The organism is uncultured Fibrella sp. (assembly GCF_964250085.1).
Classification (GTDB): domain Bacteria; phylum Bacteroidota; class Bacteroidia; order Cytophagales; family Spirosomataceae; genus Fibrella.
In genome coordinates this window covers 729,832-753,064 of record NZ_CAXUEC010000004.1, presented here as the reverse complement: position 1 = coordinate 753,064, position 23,233 = coordinate 729,832, and the positions used below count along the sequence as shown (strand labels likewise).

At 53.5% G+C, this 23,233-nt stretch carries 12 protein-coding genes; 1 reads left to right on the top strand and 11 read right to left on the bottom strand.

The window, feature by feature from the left end:
* Positions 1-89: 89 nt before the first annotated feature.
* From ACFE8Q_RS16605 to ACFE8Q_RS16560, 10 genes are all read right to left on the bottom strand, one after another.
* Positions 90-2,744 (bottom strand): bifunctional YncE family protein/alkaline phosphatase family protein, encoded by a 2,655-nt coding sequence (locus ACFE8Q_RS16605; protein WP_375446532.1) that lies wholly within the window; start codon positions 2,742-2,744, stop codon positions 90-92.
* Between the two features lie 107 nt (positions 2,745-2,851).
* Complete coding sequence (locus ACFE8Q_RS16600; RefSeq protein ID WP_375446531.1) at positions 2,852-3,928, bottom strand: phosphatidylinositol-specific phospholipase C1-like protein; 1,077 nt, start codon at positions 3,926-3,928, stop codon at positions 2,852-2,854.
* Positions 3,929-4,077: 149 nt separating this feature from the next.
* The gene (locus ACFE8Q_RS16595; RefSeq protein ID WP_375446530.1) at positions 4,078-5,751 is read right to left on the bottom strand and encodes a RagB/SusD family nutrient uptake outer membrane protein; all 1,674 of its coding nucleotides are present in this window, start codon (positions 5,749-5,751) and stop codon (positions 4,078-4,080) included.
* A gap of 133 nt (positions 5,752-5,884) precedes the next feature.
* Positions 5,885-8,944 carry a SusC/RagA family TonB-linked outer membrane protein gene (locus ACFE8Q_RS16590; RefSeq protein WP_375446529.1) on the bottom strand — a complete coding sequence of 1,020 codons (3,060 nt, stop codon included), beginning with the start codon at positions 8,942-8,944 and terminating at the stop codon, positions 5,885-5,887.
* 452 nt (positions 8,945-9,396) lie between these two features.
* Positions 9,397-10,302 (bottom strand): sugar phosphate isomerase/epimerase family protein, encoded by a 906-nt coding sequence (locus tag ACFE8Q_RS16585; protein WP_375446528.1) that lies wholly within the window; start codon positions 10,300-10,302, stop codon positions 9,397-9,399.
* 77 nt (positions 10,303-10,379) lie between these two features.
* On the bottom strand, positions 10,380-12,551 hold the full coding sequence (locus ACFE8Q_RS16580) for a DUF5916 domain-containing protein (RefSeq protein WP_375446527.1): 2,172 nt from the start codon (positions 12,549-12,551) through the stop codon (positions 10,380-10,382).
* Between the two features lie 509 nt (positions 12,552-13,060).
* Positions 13,061-14,320: an arsenic transporter gene (locus ACFE8Q_RS16575; RefSeq protein WP_375446526.1), complete on the bottom strand. Its 1,260-nt coding sequence runs from the start codon at positions 14,318-14,320 to the stop codon at positions 13,061-13,063.
* 388 nt (positions 14,321-14,708) lie between these two features.
* On the bottom strand, positions 14,709-16,193 hold the full coding sequence (locus ACFE8Q_RS16570) for a circularly permuted type 2 ATP-grasp protein (protein ID WP_375446525.1): 1,485 nt from the start codon (positions 16,191-16,193) through the stop codon (positions 14,709-14,711).
* 272 nt (positions 16,194-16,465) lie between these two features.
* Positions 16,466-19,414, bottom strand: a complete 2,949-nt coding sequence (locus ACFE8Q_RS16565) for an outer membrane beta-barrel protein (RefSeq protein WP_375446524.1) — start codon at positions 19,412-19,414, stop codon at positions 16,466-16,468.
* A 198-nt stretch (positions 19,415-19,612) separates the two neighbouring features.
* Positions 19,613-20,356, bottom strand: a complete 744-nt coding sequence (locus ACFE8Q_RS16560) for an SOS response-associated peptidase (protein WP_375446523.1) — start codon at positions 20,354-20,356, stop codon at positions 19,613-19,615.
* Between the two features lie 202 nt (positions 20,357-20,558).
* On the opposite strand from ACFE8Q_RS16560, the gene hslU reads away from it, so the two are divergent.
* A complete protein-coding gene (hslU, locus tag ACFE8Q_RS16555) occupies positions 20,559-21,971 on the top strand; it encodes an ATP-dependent protease ATPase subunit HslU (RefSeq protein WP_375446522.1) in 1,413 nt (470 codons plus the stop codon).
* Positions 21,972-21,998: 27 nt separating this feature from the next.
* Here the strand turns inward: hslU and ACFE8Q_RS16550 are convergent, their stop codons facing one another.
* Entirely contained in the window at positions 21,999-23,174 is a 1,176-nt protein-coding gene (locus tag ACFE8Q_RS16550) for a sensor histidine kinase (protein ID WP_375446521.1), read from the bottom strand.
* Between the last annotated feature and the right edge of the window lie 59 nt (positions 23,175-23,233).

Genomic DNA, 23,233 nt, shown 5'->3' with positions numbered 1-23,233 from the left:
GAGTATACTTTTGCTGATAGCAACTGCGATGAGCCACTTTGGTTGGTGAATCGGGTATGAACTGAGGTATTGGGGCCTGGTGCTACTACTTAACGGCTTCGTGGGTACGGCGTATTGCCTTTGGCCCAGAACCACAGAATCCGGTTGTTCAGTTCGTCTTCGCCGGTGTCGATTCCTTCCTCCGCTTCCTCGACGGATTCTTTGGCGTAGCGCAGGGCTTTACCGCGTAACGCCGTCAGTGGCTTGTTCATCTCGTTGAGCGGAACGCGGTTGGGTAAAGCCGTAAATGCTGTTGGTTGAGGGTTATCGGTGAAACAATCGAACATGGGCAGGGCTGTGGCGTCGATGACGTTGAGAGGTGGCAGGCCCAGAATCTGCTCAATGGTGCGCAGCATCGATGTCTGGTTGTAGTTGGTCGTTACCGTGCGTCCCAGCTTCGAATACGGACTGATCACGTACCCGGTTGTCCGGTAGGCCGAAATATGATCCCAGCCCGATTGGGAGTCGTCTTCGGTAATGAAAATGACTGTGTTGGCGGCGAATTTGCTTTTCTGGACCGCCTCAATGATGCGTCCCACAGCCAGGTCATTGTCGGCCACCATAGCGCGGGGCGTCGGAAATTTCGGACTCATGCCGGAGGTGTGGTCGTTGGGCAGCGACATCACCATCAGGTTGGGGAGTTGATCGCCGGGTTTGGCCTCCAGTTGCTGCAATTCCTGAATAAAGGCGTCGGCCCGCATCTGATCGCTGATGTTTTCATCGTCGCAGCCGGGGAAATCGTTCGCCAGAATGGGACGTACCCGCGAGATGGTGGTGGTGTTGGTAAACGAAAACGGCTGGCCCGACTGCCGCATGTTGTAGAGCTTGTTCCAGTCGTATCGTGCTTTGTCGTACTCGCAGGTGCAGGCTTCGCCGTAGATACGAACGGTTTTTCCGTGATCGAGGGCGTTATTCCAGATCATGCCTTTCTGGTTGTAGACCAGCGCATCGTACAGCACGTGCGGGTATGACCGGAACCAGCCGCGCACGCTCTTTTCGGTGTAATCCGTAACGATGCCCGCATCGACCCAACTGTGCCCTTCGGCCGACGATTTGCCCGACGCGTGATAGTTGTCGAGCAACACATAATCGCGCGCCAACTGGTGTTGGTTGGGCGTGATGCTATCGCCAAAAACGCAGAGCGACGGCATGCCGCGCCCTGTGGGCATATCGCCCAGGACCTGATCGTAGGTGCGGTTTTCTTTGATGATATACACCACATGCTGAAACACCGACGGCTCGCCGATGCGCTCGGGAACGGGCCGGGGTTTGGCGTTGGGGCGGGGCAATTGCTCCGACACGCTCAACCTGAATTGCAGGCTTAGTTTCCGAACCCGTTCGGTATACGTACCCAGGTCAGCCTGGGTTGGCAACGGAATGATGGATACGGTCGCTAACTGCCGGTGTGAATTGTAAGCCACGTCGTCTTTCCGGGCCGAAGCAGGGAGCGCTCCCGACTCACCGGATGTGGCAGCGCGCGCGCCAATTCCTTCCAGATTGCTCACGTACAACGTATTCCGGCTGAGAAACAGGCCACCGGGATATGCCTGTGTTGGCACGTACCCACGCACCTGGCTCTGCCCTTTATCACCCAGGCCAACCACCGCCACGGCGTTGTCGAGCCCGTTGGCTACATACAGGGTTGCGCCCGTAGAATCGAGTGCCAGGGCGTTGGGCGTACTGCCGATGTAGGCATTGGTAGTGCTGAACAGCCCCACGGCAATGGTATCGATTACCTGCCGGGTTTGCGCATCAATCACCGAAACATAGTCGCTATTGCCGTTGGCCACGAAGAGTCGCTTCTGGTCAGGGCTTGCCAAAATAGCGTTTGGGTGCAGGCCAACGGGTATTTCTGCGTCTACGCGGCCCGTTGCCAGGTCAATGACCGATACGGTTCCTTTGGCTATAGCGCCGGTGCGCGGGTCGATGTAGGCTTGCCCCCAGGGTACGCCCGCCGTTTCAGTTTTTCCGGTCGCGTCAGGTACGTTGGCCGGTTGCGGGCCGGCCCAGTTGGTCACAAAAGCCCGCCCATTCGTGAGAGCAATGCCGTAGGGAGCCACGCCGGTCGAGGCGGTCCAGACGGTGCTTCGGTCTGAAAAACGAACTTTTGCCAGTTGGTTATTGCCATTCAGGGCCACATACAGAAAGCACTCACCGCCTTCCATCTGCACGGCCACATCGTTGGGTAACGATAGGGGAGATGGGGCTACGGGGGCGAAGGTGAGCAAGTCGACGTTGCTGATCTTGCCATTGGTCCAGGCGGCGATGACGATGCCCGATCTGCCTTTTTCGCGATCAGATGCCCCCCACGCCAGGTACGTTTGTCCGTTCACCACGAACGCTTCGATGCCCGAAAACGTGCTCATCAGGCCCTTCGTTGCCGATGCATCGCTCAGACTCCAGCGGTACGTGATCGTTTGCGAGGCCCGATCCAGCACGGCCACGCCGTACCGATCCTCGATCACGAGCTGATTGCTACCGGGTAATGGCGTCAGGTCGAGGGCGTGGTTTTCAAGTTTCGGATCACCAAAAGACACGGCCGTTCCGGCGGCATTGATTAACCGGTTGTAGGGCATGACCAGGGGTACGTTTGCCTTTGTGGGCGTAGCCAGCGTTCGTTTGTCCGACGAATGCCGGTATTGGGACGGGCCAGCACACGATAAAACCAGAAGAATAAAAAGAGCAGGAACGAGTCGAGTAAGCATGAAGAGTTTGTTAATGTAATCTATGGTTATTGATGCCATTGCTTCGAGAGAAGCAATCTTACCTACATCTTATCCACAATTCGTAAAACCAGTTATAAAGCGCCCGGCTATCGAACCACTGGATTTGGGCGCAGGTAGCCACCGTCGGGAAATTTAATCACGTAGGTCGATGGGAAAAACTGGCTTTTGGCGTAATAGTCCGTTGTAATAATCTGGGCCCCTGATTCCTGGGCGGCGGTAAAATTACGATAGTCATTGGTTCGCGCCTGCTTTGTATCCGAATCGGCCCGCGTTCTGACGAGATACCCTTTCCGAACGTATTCCCGGATTTTTGCCCCGTCGTCGATGGAATTGTTCAGGATAACAAAGGCGGCGTCGGGCGAACCGGGGTCAGCGTTGGTGAACAATACCCGACCTTCCAGCGATGGGTGCCCCGCCCGATACGCGTCGCGTTTGCGACCCTGCTCATCGAGAATGAACATGAATTTGCCCTGTGCGGCCTTCATCGTGGGCCAGTTTCCAGCCAGTACAGCAGCTTCGAGCGTCGTCTGCGTACCCCGAATATCGTCGGGAACAAGCAGTCGGTTCCGGCCCAGGGTTGCCAGCAGTACACTATCCAACTGATTGAATAGCGTAGTGGTGAATAGTTCGGGTGGCGAAAATCCGGGCCGACGGATGGTGTCATCTTTGGCGTTCATTGTAATGAAGACCGGATAATGGGTCGGGTGCGCATCCGACCAGCGTTTCAATTCATCCAGACATTGCCTGAAGGTGAGGCAATTGCTCCGAAAATCGATCTCCTGAATGTGGAATACTTTAAACCCAGGTTCGTTCATGCGACCTTCGGGGTCGTATGGCGCTTGTCCTTTGGCCCAGTCGAGCCCTTTCGGATGCGCATAACGCCCGCCTTTGGTGTCGGCATTGATATCGATCTCCAGATTTTGCAACCCCAGGTTTAGCTGATCGGTCAGGCTGATATGGCTGTAGTCAATGGCGTTGAACTGGGCCGAATCCAGCTTTTTGAGCATCGTCATCAGGGCCGGGTCAATGGCTTGTTTGTAGCTGTTATGCGAGCCAATGCACTGAATCTGATTCAGTTTCAGGCTATCAATCCTGGGTACGTTGTCAGGTGCAACGAGGGACGCCAGGCTTGCCATCAGGCAGAGTAGGAGCAAGTAGTTCACGGAGAAAAGAAATTAGAAACGTTATACCGGTGCGCGGGTAGTTGCACAAGGCAAAGGGTGGGTATACCTAAAAAAAGCGTTGTCATCCACTGCCATCAACACAACGAATGACAATGAATGACAACACATGACTCTCAATGACAACGTACCTAGTAACCCGGGTTCTGGACTATATAACCCGGTAAGTTAGACGCGCCGTCGATGGCTGTTTGCGGGATAGGGAAAAGCCGTTTTTGTGGGTTCGAATCCGTTTTTTCGGTCCAGGCGCCTTCGTATTTACCAAACCGAATCTGGTCAGTCCGGCGCGCCATTTCCCAGTACAATTCAAAACCACGCTCGCGGAGCAGCAAATCCAGGCTCATGCTGGTCAGGGCAGGAGGTGGACTTGTCGCCGTGCGTGACGCCCGTACCAGGTTCACATCGGCAAGGGCACCGGCCGCGTCGTTGCTTTTGCGCAGTTTGGCTTCGGCCCGCATCAGGTATACATCGGCCAGCCGTACAATCGGGATATCGGCATCGCCGAGGTTACGGCCCGACGACGATTTACGACTGAATTCGTATTTCAGCACCCGGTAGCCGGTGTTGTAATCGCTGCCGGCCACGGTGTAATTCACCTGTTCGGTGAAGGCAACCGGTAAGGTGGGCCGGTTGCGCGACACGTTGAACAGCTTACCCACGCGGAAATTGGCACCACACTTTACAAACGCTCCGTTTACCCGCACCAGGCCATATTGCTGACCGCGCAGGATGCCCCGATTCATGTTGAAGCTGGCTTCGGTGATGCACGAATCGGCCGGTATAGTCCAGTTCTGCTTGAAAAAGCGCGGATCAGCATTCGCCGGGTCGCTGGTGTAGGCAGTCACCCAGCTCCGATAGAAATCGGGCGTGATGGCCGGGCCATCGGTGCCGTTGGCAGCCGGAAAAGCAGGGAGCGGATACTGGTCGCCCGAGATGGAGAAGTACGCCAGGCGATTGGTTCCGTTCAGTTCGGCCCGCTGATCGACGGTGAAAATCAACTCCTTGTTTGAATTATTGTCGGAATTGAAAATGGAAAAATAATCCGGCGAGAGCTTGTACTGGCCCGAGTTGATGATCTTGTCGCAGTACTCCGTCACCTTGTCCATGTCTTCGGGTTTGAACGTGAATTGAGTGGCGTACCGATCGCGGTATACAGCAGAGTTCAGGTACAGGCGTGCCAGTAACCCCCACGCGCCACCTTTTGTCAGGCGACCGGGGCCAACCGTGGTGAGTAGATCGGGCTCGACGGCCAGCAGTTCCGCTTTCACGTAGTTGAGGGCTGCTTCGCCCCGCAAAACCTCTGAAATAGCCTGCGGACTTTCTTTCAGGAAGACTACGCCAAACAGGTCGAGCATCACCATGTTGTAATAGGCCCGCATGCCCCGCGCTTCAGCGATATACACTTTCACATTGGGGTCGTTGATGGTCGGTAGCGCGCTAATGGCCGTAATCGAGCGCGAAATTCCCTGCGTCAGCAAATTCCAGGTGTTGCGAATGTTGGGGTCGGTGCTGGTCGAGGTGTGCTGGTGCAGGGCAATGTAAATGCCATTGTCACCCCAGTCGGTGCCACCCCGATACGGCAAAATGGCCTCATCGCTTGAGATTTCCTGAAGAGCAAAGTAGTTCGTGTGCAGAAATATATCGGGCAGGCGGGCATATACCGGGGCCAGGTTACCATCGGCAGCCTGTTTGTCGGTCAGGCCCGTTGCCGACGATTCGTCGAGCACGTTCTCGGTGAGATCCGTACATCCGCTCAGCAGCACCAGGCTGAAAGCGGTCAGTGTGAGAATTAGTGTCTTTTTCATTGGTTATGTGGGTTACCCTCACCCCCGGCCCTCTCCCGCATCGGGAGAGGGGAAATGCTCTGCTGGTAAGCGAAGCTACTGTAGAGCGGCTCCCCTCTCCTTGTGAAGGAGAGGGGTTGGGGGTGAGGTCTGTTTAAAACGTGAGATTGAGTCCTGCTATGAATGAGCGTGCTTTCGGATAACTCAGGTAGTCGATGCCGTATGATGAAATGCCGTTGACCGTGCGATCGGTGCTTACTTCTGGATCATAGCCATTGTACTTCGTGATCACAAACAGGTTTTGCCCCGTTACCGCTAGCCGGATGCCCTTCACCCAGCGATTTATGCCCAACTTCTGCACGTCAACGTTGTAGCTCAGTGTCAGGTTGTTGAGGCGGGTGAACGCGCCATCTTTCAGGAACCGGGTCGATACTGGGGCCGAGTTATTGATCGATTCGGTGGGTTCGCCAATAGCTTCCGACGGTCCGTTGAGCCCTTTCACCAGCCGTGCCTTGAAGAAATAGGCATTGGCTGTGTTGTCGTATAGTTTATTGCCCGACACGCCGTTGATGTTGGCCGTGAGATCGAAGCCTTTGTAGCCAAATCCGAAATTGAGGTTATACTGCTGCGTGGGGAGTGCGCTACCGGCTGCAATGCGGTCTTTGTCGGAACCACCAATGCCGTCGCCGTCCACGTCGCGGTATTTGCTAAGGCCTTTATCGTCGATACCGATGTACTCGCGCAGGAAGAACGTACCGATAGGCTGACCATTTACATACCCATTCACCGTAGCTGAGGTTAATCCGCTTCCCGTTGCCGACCCGGAGGTAATAACCGAATAGGGTGAATTCTGAACGATGTTTTTGATGAACGTAATGTTGCCGCCTGCGTTGAACCGGAACCCGTTTGTGCTGGTGTAGCGGTAGTTAAGGTCCAGTTCAAGGCCCTGATTAGTAATGGTCATGTCAGGTACGTTGGTCCAGTACGTCGACGCTGGCTGGATGGGATCAGCCGGAATGACTTCGAGCAGAATCTTACCCGACACTTTCCGAAAATAATCGACCGTACCGGTCAGCGCACCGTTGAACAGGCCAAAATCGAGACCCAAATCGGTTTGGGTCGACAATTCCCACTGAATATCCGGGTTGGCCAGGCGGGTATAGGTAGTACCAGCCGGGTAGTTGGTCGAGCCATCGAGCGGGTAACTGGTAGCCGCCGAGATGCTGGAGGTAAACAGCGCCTGGGTGATCTTCGACGGTATTTCCTGGTTGCCGGTCTGTCCCCAGCCTGCGCGTAGTTTTAGGTCAGAAAATGGCCCTGATTTCATAAATGCCTCTTCTGACACCCGCCATCCGGCCGAGAAAGACGGGAAAACGCCGTATTTGTTGTTTGCTCCGAACTTGCTCGACCCGTCGGCCCGTACCGTTGCCGTTATCAAATAGCGGTTGTTGTATTGGTAGTTTACCCGCCCAAAAAACGATTGTAACTCATTCTCGGTGGCGTAGCCGCCCGGCCTGTTGTTGGCCAGGGTCAGGTCTTGCCCAAGGCCGGGGTTGTTGGCGGGCTCAATGGGCGACAGCGGGAATTTGTTGATGCTCCAGTTGCGGCCCGTCAGCGAAAATTTCTGGAACGAATGACCCGCCAGCGCCGACAGGTTATGCTTGTCGAGGTTCAGCGTGTAGGTGAAATAGTTCTCGATCAGCACGTTCCGGTTATTCTGATAGGTTGCCTCAAGGCGGCCATCCTGTTGAGGAATAAGGCTGGGGAAACTCTGCTGATCGCGGGTCGAGCTTGCATTATCGATGCCCAGGTTGAGTTTATACGTCAGGCTTTTGGTGATCTTGAACGACGGCGACACACTGGCTACCACCCGATTGATGGTGGTCACGTCTTTCTGTAGATCGAGCGAAAGCAGCGGGTTTGTAAATGCCTGATAGCGAGCGGGCGCACCGGTAGCGTCGCGGGCTGGGTACGTTGGGTTGGCCGATAACGCCGCCCCGATAATACTCTCGATGGGCGGACGTGTATTCTCCGTTTGCGACGCCGTCAGGTTCACGTCCAGCGTAAGACGGTCTTCCAGAAACTTCTGCGACGCATTAAACCGACCCGTGTACCGGTTCAACTGGCTGTTTTTCAGAATGCCCTGCTGATTCTGGACACCCACCGAGCCATAGTAGGTCAGCTTTTCAGCCCCGCCACTGAACGACAGGTTGTGGTCTTGCGTAACGGCCTGGCGGCTAATTTCTTTCTGCCAGTCGGTCGAGGCTTTCTGGTCGTCTACTACGCCGCCCACAGCGGCTACCTGCTGTTTGTACTCATCGGCCGAAAACAGAGGCAGCGGGTGAGCTATGTTCGAGATGCCCACGTTCGTAGACAGGGTCAACGTACCTGTTCCTGCCTTGCCTTTTTTGGTGGTAATCAGAATTACGCCGTTGGCACCACGGGCCCCATAAATGGCCGTTGCCGATGCATCTTTCAGAACGTCGATGGCCTCAATGTCCTGCGGGTTCAAAAAATTGAGCGGGTTGGTTGCGCCGCCCGTGCTTGAGTTATCGAGCGGAATTCCGTCGAGCACAAACAGGGGTGTGCTGCCCGTTCTGACGCCACCTGGCCCCCGAACGGTGATATTCTGCCGGCCGCCCGGTTCGCCGCTGGCTGCCGTTACATTTACGCCGGCTACTTTACCCTGCAAAAGCTGCTCCGGCGAGTTGATGATGCCCCGGTTGAAGTCGGTGCTTTTTAGTGATTTAACAGAGCCGGTAGCGTCTTTTTTGGTGCTGGTGCCATAGCCGATTACTACTACCTGAGACAGGTCGGCCGCCGACGATTTCAGTGATACATTCACAATCGTCTGATTACCAACGCTTATCTCCTGCGATTCGAAGCCAATGAAGCCAAATACGAGGGTTGCCGGGCCGTTTGGTACCACAATCCGGTACTCGCCGTTGGCGTCGGTGGTAGCTCCTTTCTGGGTTCCCTTTAGCACAACTGTGCAGCCAGCCAGGGCTTCGTTGGTGGTAGCGTCGGTTACGCGACCGCTGATGGTAACGTCTGCCTGAAGAAGTGTGTGTGATGAAATAGCCTTCTGATCTGACGCCGGTATGCGGTTTTTCCCTTGAACCGGCTGTAGTAGAAGAGCCAGCAGGAAACAAAGTAGCACTTTCCCCACGGCCGGAGCCAGCGTTGGAAAGCGATAGTAATAGAAATGGGTCATAATTGATTTTGGTTTTGGGTGCAAAGGTCCGGTTACACTGCGTACTGAAAACGAGCAAACGAGTATTTAAAAAAAAGGTAATGCATGCCGCACGGCTACGAATCAACGAATCGCTAGCCTGGTAACTTATTATTATATGTAAGTCGAGAAAAGCAATAGCTAATTAATTTATCGTTAGCATGGTACTATTTTTTCTTTATATGAGTCAATATGTATGTTATTTTTATGTTAATAAATTGAGTAGTCGGCTTGAATAGAGATAATAGATTATTGACTAAGTAGAAAGTATCACTTGCTGGCAGAAGTCGAACGGAGGCAGCAGATGGGTTTCTGCCCGCCTAACTATAGAGATCAAACGAATAAAGCCCCGCTTGAACGAATCAGCGGGGCAACGCAAGGAGACTAGTCCGTCACGTGGAGCCTATGCAGAGCATAGGTAAAAACCAGAGCAGTTAAACCTCTGCCAGTTGTTGCCTGACGACCTCGATGCCGCGCGCTATTTCCTGATCAAAGTTGGTCCAGTTGCACTCCAATGACAGGCCACCCTGGTAGTTTATCTGTTTCAGGGCGCGGAAATAAGGTCTGAAATCGTCACCCTTTACGCCCGGCGCTGTTCGGCTCTGTTTTTCGGCCAGGTGGCAATGCGCAATGTACTGACCGTACTTAACGATTTCCTCCGGTTTCTCGTCTTCTTTGAGCATGTGATAGATGTCGCACTGCAACCGAAACCAGGGGTTGTTTACCGCCCGAATAATCTCTACGCCATCGGCGAGGCTATTAATGAAATTGGTTTCGCCCCGGTTTAGAGGTTCAATGGCTAAGGTAACGCCGTACTTTTCGGCAATAGGCGCCATTTTCTGGCAGAGGGCAATGTGCTGGGCTTTGGCTTTATCCCGATCAAAACCGTCGGGAATGGCGCGCGATCCGCCGCTACCAAAAACAATGTTTTTGGAACCGCACTCTTTAGCCCGCCGAAGGGCCAGTTCTGCCCGCTCCAGAATGGCTTCATGGTGCAGGTCCGGCCCGACTGATTTCAGCTTGCCCGGAAAAAAGTAGATGTATGACCGAACGGGAAAAGCTTCTTTCTTAAGCGTGGCCACGTTTTGGGTATACTGACTATCGCCCACATCGGGAATCAAAAATCGTCCAACGCTCTCTTCTACAAACGAATAGCCTAATCGCTTCAGTAATTCGGCCTTGTCATACGAAGTACAAACGCCTAAAGGCAGCGAAAATGCGGTGGTAGGTACGTCGGTAAGGCATTGCTGCCCAAAAGTGTTGATAGCGGGCAGGCTCGCCAACACACCAGTGGCACATCGTATAAAATCCCTTCGCGAAGTGCGGTTTTGACGGAGCATATGAAGCAAGTGAGCAGACTCCACCATAAAGGCACGAAGCCATACTATCTATCTATACGCGGCGATGAAGTGGCACACTATACATTCCACCAATAAGTTAGTTTCATCACCAGCGCGCGGGTTTTAACGGCAAAATTGTCGGGCAGGTAATTGTCGGTGTAGACGATAAACAGGTCAGAAGCGGGTTTGTAACGCCATTGGATACGGGTGTTCAGGTTGACGTTTTTGATCTGCTCATTGTACTGCATAAAGGCCGTCAGAAACAGCTTGTTTGTCATCGTGACGTCGAGGCGTGGTCCTACGAGCCAGAACTGCGTAAGGCCCGACAACTCCGGTAAATTGATGCGGTTATAGTTGGCGCTGAGGGCCAGACTGGCGAAGGGCTGAATCCGATAGCCCAGATCGGCGGTCAGGTTCAGGCGGGTACCGTTGTCGTAGAAACCACCGTAACGCGAAGTAAATCCGTAGGTCAACAGTCGTTGGGGCTGTGAAATAAACTCGGTTCCCCAGGCCTGCCAGTGGTGCAACGTACCTGCGGCGAGTTGCGCTTTCCCCGAATTGGTGGGGTCAAGGTTAGTTAACAGGCGCACGAAATCGGTAGCCGTCCACAACGTAAAGGTGCTTCGGTTACGAAACGTAATGTCGTAGCCCAGCCAGTGCTCATTATCGAGTTGCCGCGACAGGCTCGTGTTCATAAACGTGGTGCTGCCCACGCTCGGGCCATGACTCAGGATGGACGTACCTGTCGGGAAGAACAAGTACTCTACCTGTAGGCTCAACTTCTGGTAACCGCGCCGGGGAACGTACCCAACTTCGGGGTTGTAGTTTTCGCCCACGTATTCGTGTTGCCCGCTCACCAGCCAGCGCCGGTTGTTGAACTGAAGATTACCCGCCAGCACATTGTTATTGGGCGCGCTGCCCGGCGAAAACGATTGCAGATACAGCAGTTTTCCAGTCCATAAATTGTTGGCCGACAGTAAGTTGTATTCTGCGCCGATATTTCGGTTGTATTGCGAATAGGCCGTTGCGCCTTCGGCAGGTACGTAGTTGAGCGATTGTTTGTTGACAAACAGCAGACCAATGTTCGACCGGGCACCAACGCGCCGTTGCAACGCCGCTACGGTGAAATCCTGGCGGGGTAATCCCGTTGCCGGTACGTCGCCGGTTTGCATTTGCATCAGTCCGATCCGCCAGTCTTTGTTGAGTTTGCCACTCACCCGCGCACCGTAGCGGATGGGTACGCCCAGGCCAATCCGTCGGCTGAAGAACGGCCGGATAGTCGCGTAGCCGAAGTTGGCAAAGAGGTCCCCGTTTTCCAGAAAAAACTGCCGCCGTTCCGGGAAGAACAGTTCAAACCGATCCAGGTTGGTCACTTGCCGGTCCACTTCTACCTGCGAAAAATCGGGATTGATGGTCAGGTCCATGTTGATAGACGACGTGAGCGCGATCTTGGCATCACCGCCAAACGCCACAGACGTAGCATTGACCTCCGGGTTGTTGAAATCACGCACGCTACTGGCCAGTGCGTACGGAATCAGCGATACGTTGGGACCGGCGGCGGGTGGCGGCTGATCCCAGACCAACGTACCTGTGTAGGCCAGCGACGCCGTAGGGAACTGGCGAGGAATGGGCGTCCAGGCCGATTTTTCGGTGCTGGTCAGGTCCTGCCTGCTGAAGTTGAGTCCCCACCGGCCAACGCCTTTTTTGTAGCGAATGGTTTTGAAGGGAATGGCTGCTTCAAATACGTACCTATCGTCATAGTTGCGCACAGCCGATGTCCATTTGTTATCCCAGCTCAGATTGATCTTGTTCCCGTCATACATCAACCCATCCCACTGGGCACCGGCGGCGTTTACGCCGAAAGCGAAACCGTTGGTCTGATCGTCGAACGTATCGAGCATCAGAAAGAAGTTGTCGTTTTTGCCGAAGTTCCAGTCGCGTCGTAACGACTCGACCATGTAACGCTGGCCTTTGGGAAAATAGCAGATAGCAACGACATAGATGTTCTGGTCGTCGTAGGTCATCCGAACGTCGGTAGGTACGTTGGCGCGGCTGGTATCCATGGGTAACACCATATGGAAATCGGTCGCCAGTTGGGTCTGTTGCCACGCCTCCTCATCAGCCACGCCATCGACCCGGATAGGAGAGGTGGCCCGCTTGATGGCGTATTGAAAAGATTCGTTTTTCTTTTGAGCAACTACCGGCGATGCTGCAAGACAGATAAATACTAGAAGTAGTAGACGATTCACAAAAAATTACTCAGGTTGATATTCGCCTGCGAAAGTACGTCCACAAATCGGTCTACCGACTTACATGGCTATACAGATTACGATTATCCGTTAATTAAATGGCCTTCGCTGCACTGGCCAACTCCCGGTGAATCAGGTCAAGGCTGCGTGGGCCGTGCGTAATCGGTGACGTCGGGAAGAGCTACTCTTTCGGCCTGACCGGACGGACGTACCTGCGGACCTGTTTCCGGTACAAAGAACCACAGTACGATCAGAGCAGCAACGGCCAGAGCATTGGCCTGGCGTCGTCAGCGTCGTGTTCATCGTCTGCCTCTTTACCCCGCGCCAGCTCGTGATCGATATCCTTATAGGGTCAAAAGGAGCCGGGGTGTGTCAGTTGCTGGGTTAACTGGCAGGGTATGGGTGTACATTGATTTCATAAACAGTTGAGCATTAGCAAGCTAGGAGAAAGAAATGTAGTTCTTGTTGGACCACTTGATCTTAAGCCGGTCCGTCGATGTACCTGTGGCTCAGACGTAAAGGTGATAGAGCCAGATGGTGCCGAGGGTGATCAGTAACGGAATGGTCATCACCAGCATACCAAGTTTAAGAAATGTAAAGGCGCTTACCTTCAGCCCTTCCCGCCGCAGGGCTACCAGCCAGAGTATGGTAGCCAGCGACCCTGTAACCGACAGGTTTGGCCCCAGGTCAATGCCAATCAGGATGGCGCTCTTGATTGCCTCAGGTACGTGTCCGGCCTGTACGACCGTGCCCGCAATGAGGCCGGCGGGGAGGTTATTGACCAGATTACAGGCAAGGGCAATCCCGATGCCGCTACCCCATGTTGTTTCAGAAACTGACCGTGCCGTACTAGCCTGCAATAACGAGGTCAACTGCTGGATAAGTCCCGTTTTCGTGAGTGCTTCCACCAGTACGAATAGCCCGGCCACCAGGGGCAATACCGACCAGGAAACGTCTTTTATCACGCTCCACGGCTGCTTTCGGGCTCGAATCAGCACCAGCACCGAGGTAAGCACGCCTGTAATAGCCGTTGGTAGCCCCAGTGGAGCATCGAGTGTTGAAGCGATCAGTAGCACAAGTGCCGTTCCGGCAATGCCTATGATTGCCAGCCGCCCGCCCGGCGACAGTATGGGTATGGTGATCGCCGTTTTGATCCGTTCGGTCAGGGCTTCGCGTTGGGTAAACCGCAATATGCCATAGGTGGCCGCGATGGACACGATCGAGGGTACGGTGTATTGAGCCAACCAGGCCAGTAAAGGAGGTAGGTGGGTACCATAAATGACCAGATTGGCCGGGTTGGAGATGGGCAGCACAAACGAGGCTGCGTTGGCAATAAAGGCGCAGATATACAGGTAGGGCAATGGATTTTTGACCCTGGCTGATTTGACGGCTGCCGCTACGGCGGGCGTAAGAACCACAGCGGTGGCGTCGTTGGATAGAAGCGCTGTAACGACGATGCCCACCAGATATATTAACCCAAAAAGACGACTGGCCGACCCATTGGCACGTTTGGTGGCATGGGCCGCCAGCCAATCGAATAGTTTTTCTGACCGGGCCGTTTCTGCCAGCAACATCATGCCTATCAAAAACAGGTACACATCGGTCCCTTTGGTGATGCCCAATAAGCTTTCTTTAGGCGTAAGCAGGCCAAGCACAAGCAGGGTAACCGCACCCAATACCGCCCAGATAAATTCGGGCGTTTTGAAAGGGCGAATAATGACGCCCGCAATTGATAAGGCGCAGATAATCCAGATAGAAACAGCAGTCATAGGTATGTAGGTGATGACAAAAAACCATGCCATCGCCCGCCTGCTTTTCTAATAGCTTGTTAATCAGAAGTCGATACGAGCGGGGTGGGTAATTGCTCAGCTAGTTACGTAGAACTTTATACTCAAGGTGAGAAAATCGGCACCAGCCGCACGGTTACTAACTGAGTATAAGCGCATGAAATGGGTAGGTAAGTTTGCTCGTTGCAGGCAAGCCAGCTCAACTAATGGCCGATCAGCGCAAGGGAGTAGCAGGAAGAGTGCATAAAAAATGCTTTCGCGCCGAACTGTGCGAAAGCATTTTTAGCAGGTAAACTGTACAAGAACGCGCTGTGTCGGTATACTTTTACCCTTCACGGTTGGCCTGTGAGACCTAAGGCGGGAATGCTCGTTAATAGAGAACCCAGGTATCTTTTCCACCACCGCCCTGCGATGAGTTTACAACCAGTGAGCCTTTACGCAGGGCTACGCGGGTTAGTCCGCCGGGAATTACGTTGATCTGATCGCCGTAGAGAATGTACGGCCGCAGATCGACGTGCCGCCCTTCGGCATGGCCATCGATCAGGCACGGCACGCGGGAGAGCGAAATGGTTGGCTGGGCAATGTAGTTCCGCGGATTTTCCTGAATCTTTTTGCGGAACAGTTCGTGGTCTTTTTTGGTGGCTTTGGGGCCGATCAGCATGCCGTAGCCGCCGGCTTCATTGGCCTCTTTCACCACCAGATCGGCGATGTTGTCGAGCACATACTGCCGGTCATCGTCTTCGCCGCAGATATAGGTTTTTACGTTCTGAATCAGCGGCTTCTCACCCAGGTAATACTCGATCAGCCTGGGTACGTAGGCATACACCACTTTATCGTCGGCTACGCCGGTACCGGGTGCATTGGCCAGCGCCACACGCCCTTTCTTGAACACCTCGAAAATGCCCGGAACCCCAATCATCGAGTCTGGATTAAAGGTTTTCGGATCAAGGAACGTGTCGTCGATTCGGCGGTAGATCACGTCAACAATCTGGAAGCCCTTGGTGGTCCGCATTTTAACGTACCCACCCGATACCACCAGATCCCGCGCATCCACCAGTTCAACGCCCATCTGCTGCGCCAGATACGAGTGCTCGAAATAAGCCGAGTTGTACACGCCGGGCGTTAATACCACTACTGTTGGGTTGGGGCGGTCGGCAATGTGTTGCAGCATTTGCAGTAACCGCGTGGGGTAATCCGATACGGGACGAACGCCGGTGTTGGCCAGCACTTCGGGGAAGGTCTGCTTGGTTAGTTCGCGGTTTTCGAGCATGTACGATACGCCCGACGGGCAGCGCAGGTTGTCTTCCAGCACCATAAACTCCCCATCGTCGCCCCGGATCAGGTCGGTACCGGTAATGTGGCACCAGATGTCTTTCGGTGGACGCACGCCGAGGCACGGTTCCAGAAAACACTTGCTCGACTCGATCAGATCGCGCGGAATAACACCGTCTTTCAAAGCACGCTGTTCATTGTAAATGTCGTGAATAAACAGGTTCAGCGCTTTGATACGCTGAATAAGCCCCTTCTCCATCTGATCCCATTCGGCAGCTTCGATAATGCGCGGAATGATGTCGATGGGCATGATCCGTTCGGTGCCTTCGCCTTCCGAATACACGTTGAAAGTGATGCCCATGCTCATCAGGGCCCGCTCCGCTGCCTGCTGTCGGCTAACCATGTCGTGCCTGGTTAGTTGCTCTACCCGTTTCCGAAAAGGAACGTACCCATGACGAACCTTCCCGTTGTTACCGAACATTTCATCGAAGAAATTATCAGTCTGATAGTCGTTGAAAGAAAAACCGGCTGAAGCAGTGCTCTGCGCTTGCTTCATGCCGTTGAGCGACTGACGTTGTTTCATACTAGTGGGGTCAATTCTGTTATACGGCAAACAAGATAGCACCCAAAGCCGTCAAATGCAGAATTGTAGCTAATAGACACAACGAAAACGGCAAATTTTCATGAACTAACTGGCTTTCGTGGGGCTATTTTCGTTGCCAAATACCAGATTTGAGCCATAGAATATACTGAAAATAGCAACCCAGGAAGGGCTAAAAAAGAACGGGCTTTACTAACCGACAACACTTGTCGGTCAGTAAAGCCCGTCTGTATACTGTATCAGGCAATCAGCTATTACCTTGGCCGACGACCGCCGCCACCTGTTGCAGGTGTGGTGGTTGCAGGCGTAGCCGCTGGCTGCTGCCCACCTCCGTTGTCGCCGCCACCGCCGTCTTTCACGTCGTCGTTGTTGACTGATTTCTTCCGGCGGTTGCCACCGTCGAAGCTAAGCTTGCCGAAGCGATAGCTGAAGTTGGCGCGTATACCGGCGTTGAACAGATTCTGAATGCTGTTTTGTGAGAAAACGGCTGATTGCGATTCAGAGCGTTGCGTGAAGGGGTGATTGAAAATGTTTTCGCCCGCCAACCCGAAGCTGCCGCGCTTGTCGTTGAAATCATGTTTCACGCCAAAGCTGTAGAACATAAATCCACCCTGGTAGCCCTGAAGCTGAATCTGCCGACCCCGCGCAAACAGGTTGGCCTGCACGCCCCAGTTCTTCTTGAGTTGTAAGCTGGCAAAAATCCGCCCCGACACCACAAAACCGGAGTTTTTAGCCTGTAAGGCCGGGTTGTTGCTGTTGTTCGACAGGGTTGAGTAATAGACATCACCGCCGCCGCCAAGCTGTAGTTTTGAGAACACCGTGGCGTTTCCAAAAATATTGATCCCGTATGAATTCTGCTGGCCGATGTTGGCATAACTGGATAGCAACACATTCTGGTAAACCGGGTTGGTTACATCACCGAAAGCCCGGCGCACGGTATCACGCACGCTCTCGATCGAGTTGTTGGTGAAACGGGCAAACAGCGAGGTGTTGATGTACACCTGCTTAATCGTAGTACTGGTGCTGAACTCAAAGTTGTCTGTCAGTTCAGGGCTGAGCAGCGGGTTACCTCTGGTGATGTTCAGTGGGTTGGCCGCGTTTTCGTTCGGGTTCAGAAACTGGATACCGGGGCGTTGTAAGCGGCGGTTATACGCCAGTTTTACGGTCTGCCCGCCTTTCAGGCTTTTCGAAATGTTGACGCTGGGAACCAGATTGCCATAGTCTGGAATATCGGCTACCTGCGCGGTCAGGGCGTCGCCGGTGGCAGTACGGAAGCGCGCATCAATGAACGTGTATTCGTAGCGGGCACCCGCCTTGATGGTCATTTTGCTTTTCGAACTATAGGTATATGACAGGTAGCCCGCCGTTACGTTCTGGTTGTAATCGAGGCCGTTTGGCTGGCGGTTCGGGTTGTTGGAGAATCCACCGGTTTCGCCAGCCGCTAACAGATACGCGTAGTCGCTGGTCACCTGGCGCAGAATGCCTTTGCCACCTACTTCCAGCAACTGATTTGTTTTGATCGGCGTCTGGTAATCGACCTGGAATGTTGATTCCTGGTTACGGCTGGTATTGTCATTCCGTTCGCGGCTCAGGATACTTTGCGCCGCCTGGCTATCAAAAATGTTGGCGGTGAAGTTGTTGGTCCGGTTATTCTGGCTGAACAGGGTCAGAATGCTCAGTTCCTGCTGTGGCTTGTAGGTCTTGGTGAAATCAAGATTGACGTCTACAGTTCCTGACAAATCTTTCACGTCTACATCCCGAACACCTACTGTTGTGGTTGTGGGCAGGTACGTTGTTGTGGTCAGGTTATTCTGGAAGTTCATCTGATTACGGGCACCATACCGAACGCTGGCCGTCAGGGCCGTTGTTTTGTTGATGTCGTAGTCCCAGCCGAGTTGATACTGCCCAAATAAATTCTGGCTCTTGGTGTCAGCGGTTTGCGTGGTCAGGACGGTACCGGCTGTCTGACGGTTTTCGAAGCTCCCTTTGATGTTGTACTGTGAGCGTCCGAATCCGTTCAGCGAAAAGCCCATTTTGCCAGTACGCAGGTTGCCCTGTACGCCCAGGTTGGCCCCCCGGTTACCCACGCCCGAATCCAGGTTAAGGGTGAAGCCCTGCAGGTTGTTTTTCTTGGTGATGATGTTAATGATACCGGCCGACCCTTCTGCGTCGTACTTGGCTGACGGGCTGGTGATTACCTCGACGGTTTTGATCATGTCGGCCGGAATCTGCTTCAGGGCGTCGGCTACGCTGCTGGCTACAATCGTACTCGGCTTGTTGTTGATGAGCACCCGCACGTTGCTGCTTCCCCGCAGGCTCACGTTACCGTCCAGATCGACCGTCAGTAAGGGCACTTTACGCATAATGTCGGTAGCATCACCCCCCTTGGAAGTCAAATCCCGTTCGGCATTATACACCAGCCGGTCAACTTTTTCTTCCACGAGCGCTCCCTGACCTACTACTACCACTTCTTTCAGGTTGCGTACTTCAGGGGCCAGAGCGATCGAACCCAAATTGACGTCGGCACCGCGGGCTTCAACGGTAACTTTAGGGACAATCTGATTGCGATAGCCGACGAACGATACCAGGAGCCGGAACGTACCTGACACCACCCGGGTCATTGTAAACCGACCCTGCGCGTCGCAGACAGCCCCATCGACGGGCCGGTTGGTGGCAATATTGACCAGGGCTACCGAAGCAAACTCGACGGGCTGCTTGGTAAGTGAGTCAAGCACAACACCCGACACTTTGCCCGTCCCGCGTGGACTATCTTCCGGTCCGGCTACAGACTGCGTTGGTGCTGCCTGTCGTGGCTGCCCATTTCCAAAGCCGGCAGGAGCAGGCGTCGCGGGTGCCGTGTCGGTTGTGGATGTAGCATTGGTAGGCGTTCCGGCGGTGGCTGGCACACCCGTTGTGCTCATCGGAATGGCTGGCAACGCAGGTGTACCCGTGCTCATGCTGGCCGGGGCGGCCGATACCGCCTGCCGACGTGTGCTGTCTGTGATGGTTGTGTCAACGCCGGGCAGACCAGAGATCGGTGACCCCGCCGAGGGAAGGCCAATAACTGTAGGTTCAGCAGCTACCGGAGTCGTTGTTCCGCTGGCGGGCGTTGTTGATGATGGCTGAGTCTGCGCCTGAACGTTTTGTAGATGAAGTGTAAATAAACAAACGCCAAGTAATGCAGAAAGTATTCGCTTTTTCATGAAAGTTGGTTGTATAATCGGGTGTGCGCAACACGCTAGTAGTCACATAACTAAATAGATGAAAAACTGGCTCACGGGTTGCGCGGAAAAGACCCAAACTGCAAAGGTAAACCGGGTTTGTGCCGACGAACAGCGTAGTCGACACATTGACGCTTTCCTTATGTAATGGCCCAATGGCCTGGCATAACGCCCGCCGACTCAGGCAAACAGTTCCTTTTTTTCGGTAAGTTCAGGGTACGTTACCGGCCTCAGCACGTCAGGTACGTTGGTGTCTTCCGTGCGCGATGTAATTCGTTTACTGATCGACTGGCTATGCATCTGCTGGGCCGGGTACGTTGTCGACAGCAGGTGCAGGACGTCGCGTTCGGTTAAGTCGTCGTGCAGCCAGGTACGTTCAGCGTCGGGCGTAAGAACGCAGGGCATCCGTTTTTTCTCGTTATGCACAGCGGCCAACAGTGAGTTAGCGTCGGTAGTCAGGAGCGAGAATGTGGTCAGCACTTCGCCGGTTTCCGGGTCGGCCCATTCGTCCCAAAGACCGGCAATGCTGGTAATGGGCTGGTCGGTTGTGAGGTAGAACGGGTATTTCTGTTTGCCCGCGTCGGTATACCATTCAAAGAAACCCGTAACGGGTATAATGCAGCGTTGCGCCCGTTTGGCCGCCTGCCGGTAAGACGGCTTTTCATAGATCGTTTCCGACCGGGCATTGATTGTCTGGGCCCGAAGCTTATCCGCGTCGGCTTTCGATTTAACCCAGTGCGGAATCAGGCCCCACCGAATAGACTGAAACTGAGCTGGCTGCTGGTGCGTCAGGATCGGGTAGCCAGGAAAAGAGTAGGCGTTGATGTGGTAGGCAGGGGTGAAGCCTGACGAGGCGGGCATGGTGGCATTGAACCGTGCCTCAAGGGCAGGAATATCGGCGGCCAGAGACGTATGGAAACACATAGTCAGTTATCAAGTATCAATAAACAATGAACAGCTATCAGCGTTGCTTTGGTACGTTTATAATTACTAATTGATCATTGTTCATTGATAACTGTTCATTGTTCATCGAAGTTTTTTCGCACCATTTGCCGGTTCATGTGTTAGTTTACCAAGAGCCGAACATAGAAGTGCTTTCCTGTTTAACGCCCGCCTCTTTTTTCTCATGTCTGAACTAATTCGTGATCTTACACCCCGGCAGATTGTTGCCGAGTTGAATCAGTACATTATCGGCCAGCACGAGGCCAAACGCAACGTAGCCATTGCCCTGCGCAACCGCTGGCGGCGGATGAATGCTCCCGCCGACATGCAACGCGAAATTACGCCCAATAATATCCTGATGATCGGTGCCACTGGGGTTGGAAAAACCGAGATAGCCCGGCGTCTGGCCAAACTCGCCGATGCGCCTTTCGTGAAGGTCGAAGCGTCTAAATTTACCGAAGTTGGGTACGTTGGTCGCGACGTCGAGAGTATGGTGCGCGACCTGGTTGAACAGGCCGTGAACATGGTGCGGACCGCCAAGAAAGAAGCCGTACAGATCCGTGCCCAGCAGATTGTGGAAGACCTGATCCTCGACATTCTGATTCCACCCGTAAAAGGTGCGAATGGCGGCAATCAGCTTGGCTTTGGCCAGGAAAAAGCCGACCAGAACGGCGACGATATACCTGATTCGGATTCCGAACTGAATGAACGTACCCGCGAACGGTTCCGTAAAAAAATCCAGTCAGGCGAACTTGACGACCGTAAGATCGACATTGACGTTCATCAGCAATCGACACCCAACATTGGCGTGATGGGCGGTTCTATCGATGAGCTGTCGATGATGAATATTCAGGAGATGATCGGGGGCATGATGCCCAAAAAAGGCAAGAAACGCAAAGTAACCATCGCCGAAGCCCGGAAGATCATGCTGGATGAAGAGGCCGCCAAGCTCATCGATATGGATGAGGTGAAGGAAGAGGCAATTCAGAAGGCACAGAATACAGGCATCATTTTCATCGACGAAATTGATAAGATTGCCGGTAACCGGTCGGGTGGTTCGGGCGGACCGGATGTGAGCCGCGAAGGAGTACAGCGCGACCTGCTGCCCATTGTAGAGGGCTCATCAGTGAATACAAAATATGGTGTGGTGCAAACCGACCACATTCTGTTTGTGGCGGCCGGGGCCTTTCACGTCTCCAAACCTTCCGATCTGATTCCTGAGTTACAGGGTCGTTTCCCGATCCGGGTGGAGTTACAAAGCCTGCTGGAAGATGATTTTTACCAGATTCTGCGTGAGCCGAAGAATGCGCTGACCAAGCAGTATGAAGCCATGCTCGCTGCCGAAGGGGTAACGCTGGTGTTCACCGACGAGTCGATGCGGGAGATGGCCCGGATTGCCTTTGAAGTAAATGCCGAAGTAGAGAATATTGGTGCCCGACGGTTGCAAACTGTGCTGAGTCAACTGCTCAATGAGTTTATGTACGATATTCCAGATACGATACCTGCTGGTTCAACCGTAGAGGTAACCAAAGAACTGGTACAGGAGCGCCTGTCGGGTCTGGTCAAGAACCGCGACCTGAGCCAGTATATTTTGTAGGCTTACACGGCTGGTGCCGTGTAGGACTCAACCAGCAAAGCTGATCGTTACGGTTGTGCCTTTGCCCAGCGCGCTCTCGATGTGGAGCTGTCCCTTGTTGAGCCGAACAAATTCGCGGCATATATACAGCCCCAGGCCGGTTCCACTTTCCCCCATCGTTCCTGCTTTTGTAGGCGGGGTGGTGGTGGGTGCTAACTGGTCTGGCGCTATGCCTACTCCCGAATCCTGAATAACCAGCGTAGAGTGGCCTTCATGTTGATATGTGTTCAGATGTATATAGCCACCGGGGGGCGTAAATTTCAGGGCATTTTGTAATAAGTTACGGACCACGATTTGAAGTTGGTGTTCATCAGCCGTGACAGGAGTTGGTCGATAGCTACTGTTTACCGTTAGGTGTTTCTGCTGGATTTCACTGGTAAACAGTTGACGTTCCGACTCGACAACCTCCGACAAATCGAACTGAACAGGCCGTATGTGCATACCGCCCCGCTGAATCATTGACCAGCTCAGGAGATTATCGGTAGTGCTATAGACTTTATCGGCTAGCTGACGCATACGAGCGTAGCGGGCATCAGGCGTGGCCGTGGCTGGTTGTTCTTCGGCCAGGAGCGTGAGTTGCACTTTCAAGGCCGCCAGAGGACTCCGCAGATCATGGCCGATAATACCGAATAAGTTATTCTTCAATTTGTTGAGGTTAGAAAGCTCCCTGTTTTTGTCAATGAACGACTGTTGCATCTGCAACGCGGTTTTTTTAGTCGTGTAGCCAAAGTAAATGAAGATAAAGAATACGCCAACATCGGTGAGTAGTTGGCTGATGTCGAGCGGTGCGTGTAATCGCTCGGAAGCCAGTTTTTTGACTAACAGATAGTTAACTGACAGGAATAGGGAAGCGTATAGTGGCGTTTTACCTTTCAGCAGGATGATCGAAAAGATACCAATTACGATAAAATGTAGTTCGATGTGTACGTCTTCCTGGTCTGGTAATTGGCTATGTAGCACCAACGCGCCGTGGATATATAAGGCGCTAAGAAATACCCACGAAGCAAGCCTGATTTTGTGCTGATACGTGAGCCAGAGTGTAGGCAGGATGTAAGTAAGGATAAACAGAAGGTTACTGAGTGCCTGATCATACTGCTGGAGGATCAAATTAATCACTACCACCGCCGACTGAAGCAGGGCAGCAAACCAGTTTATCTTTAACAAGGACAAAAAACGGAACCGGTCAAATAACGATAGCGTGTCAAGATCATCCTCTGGAATAA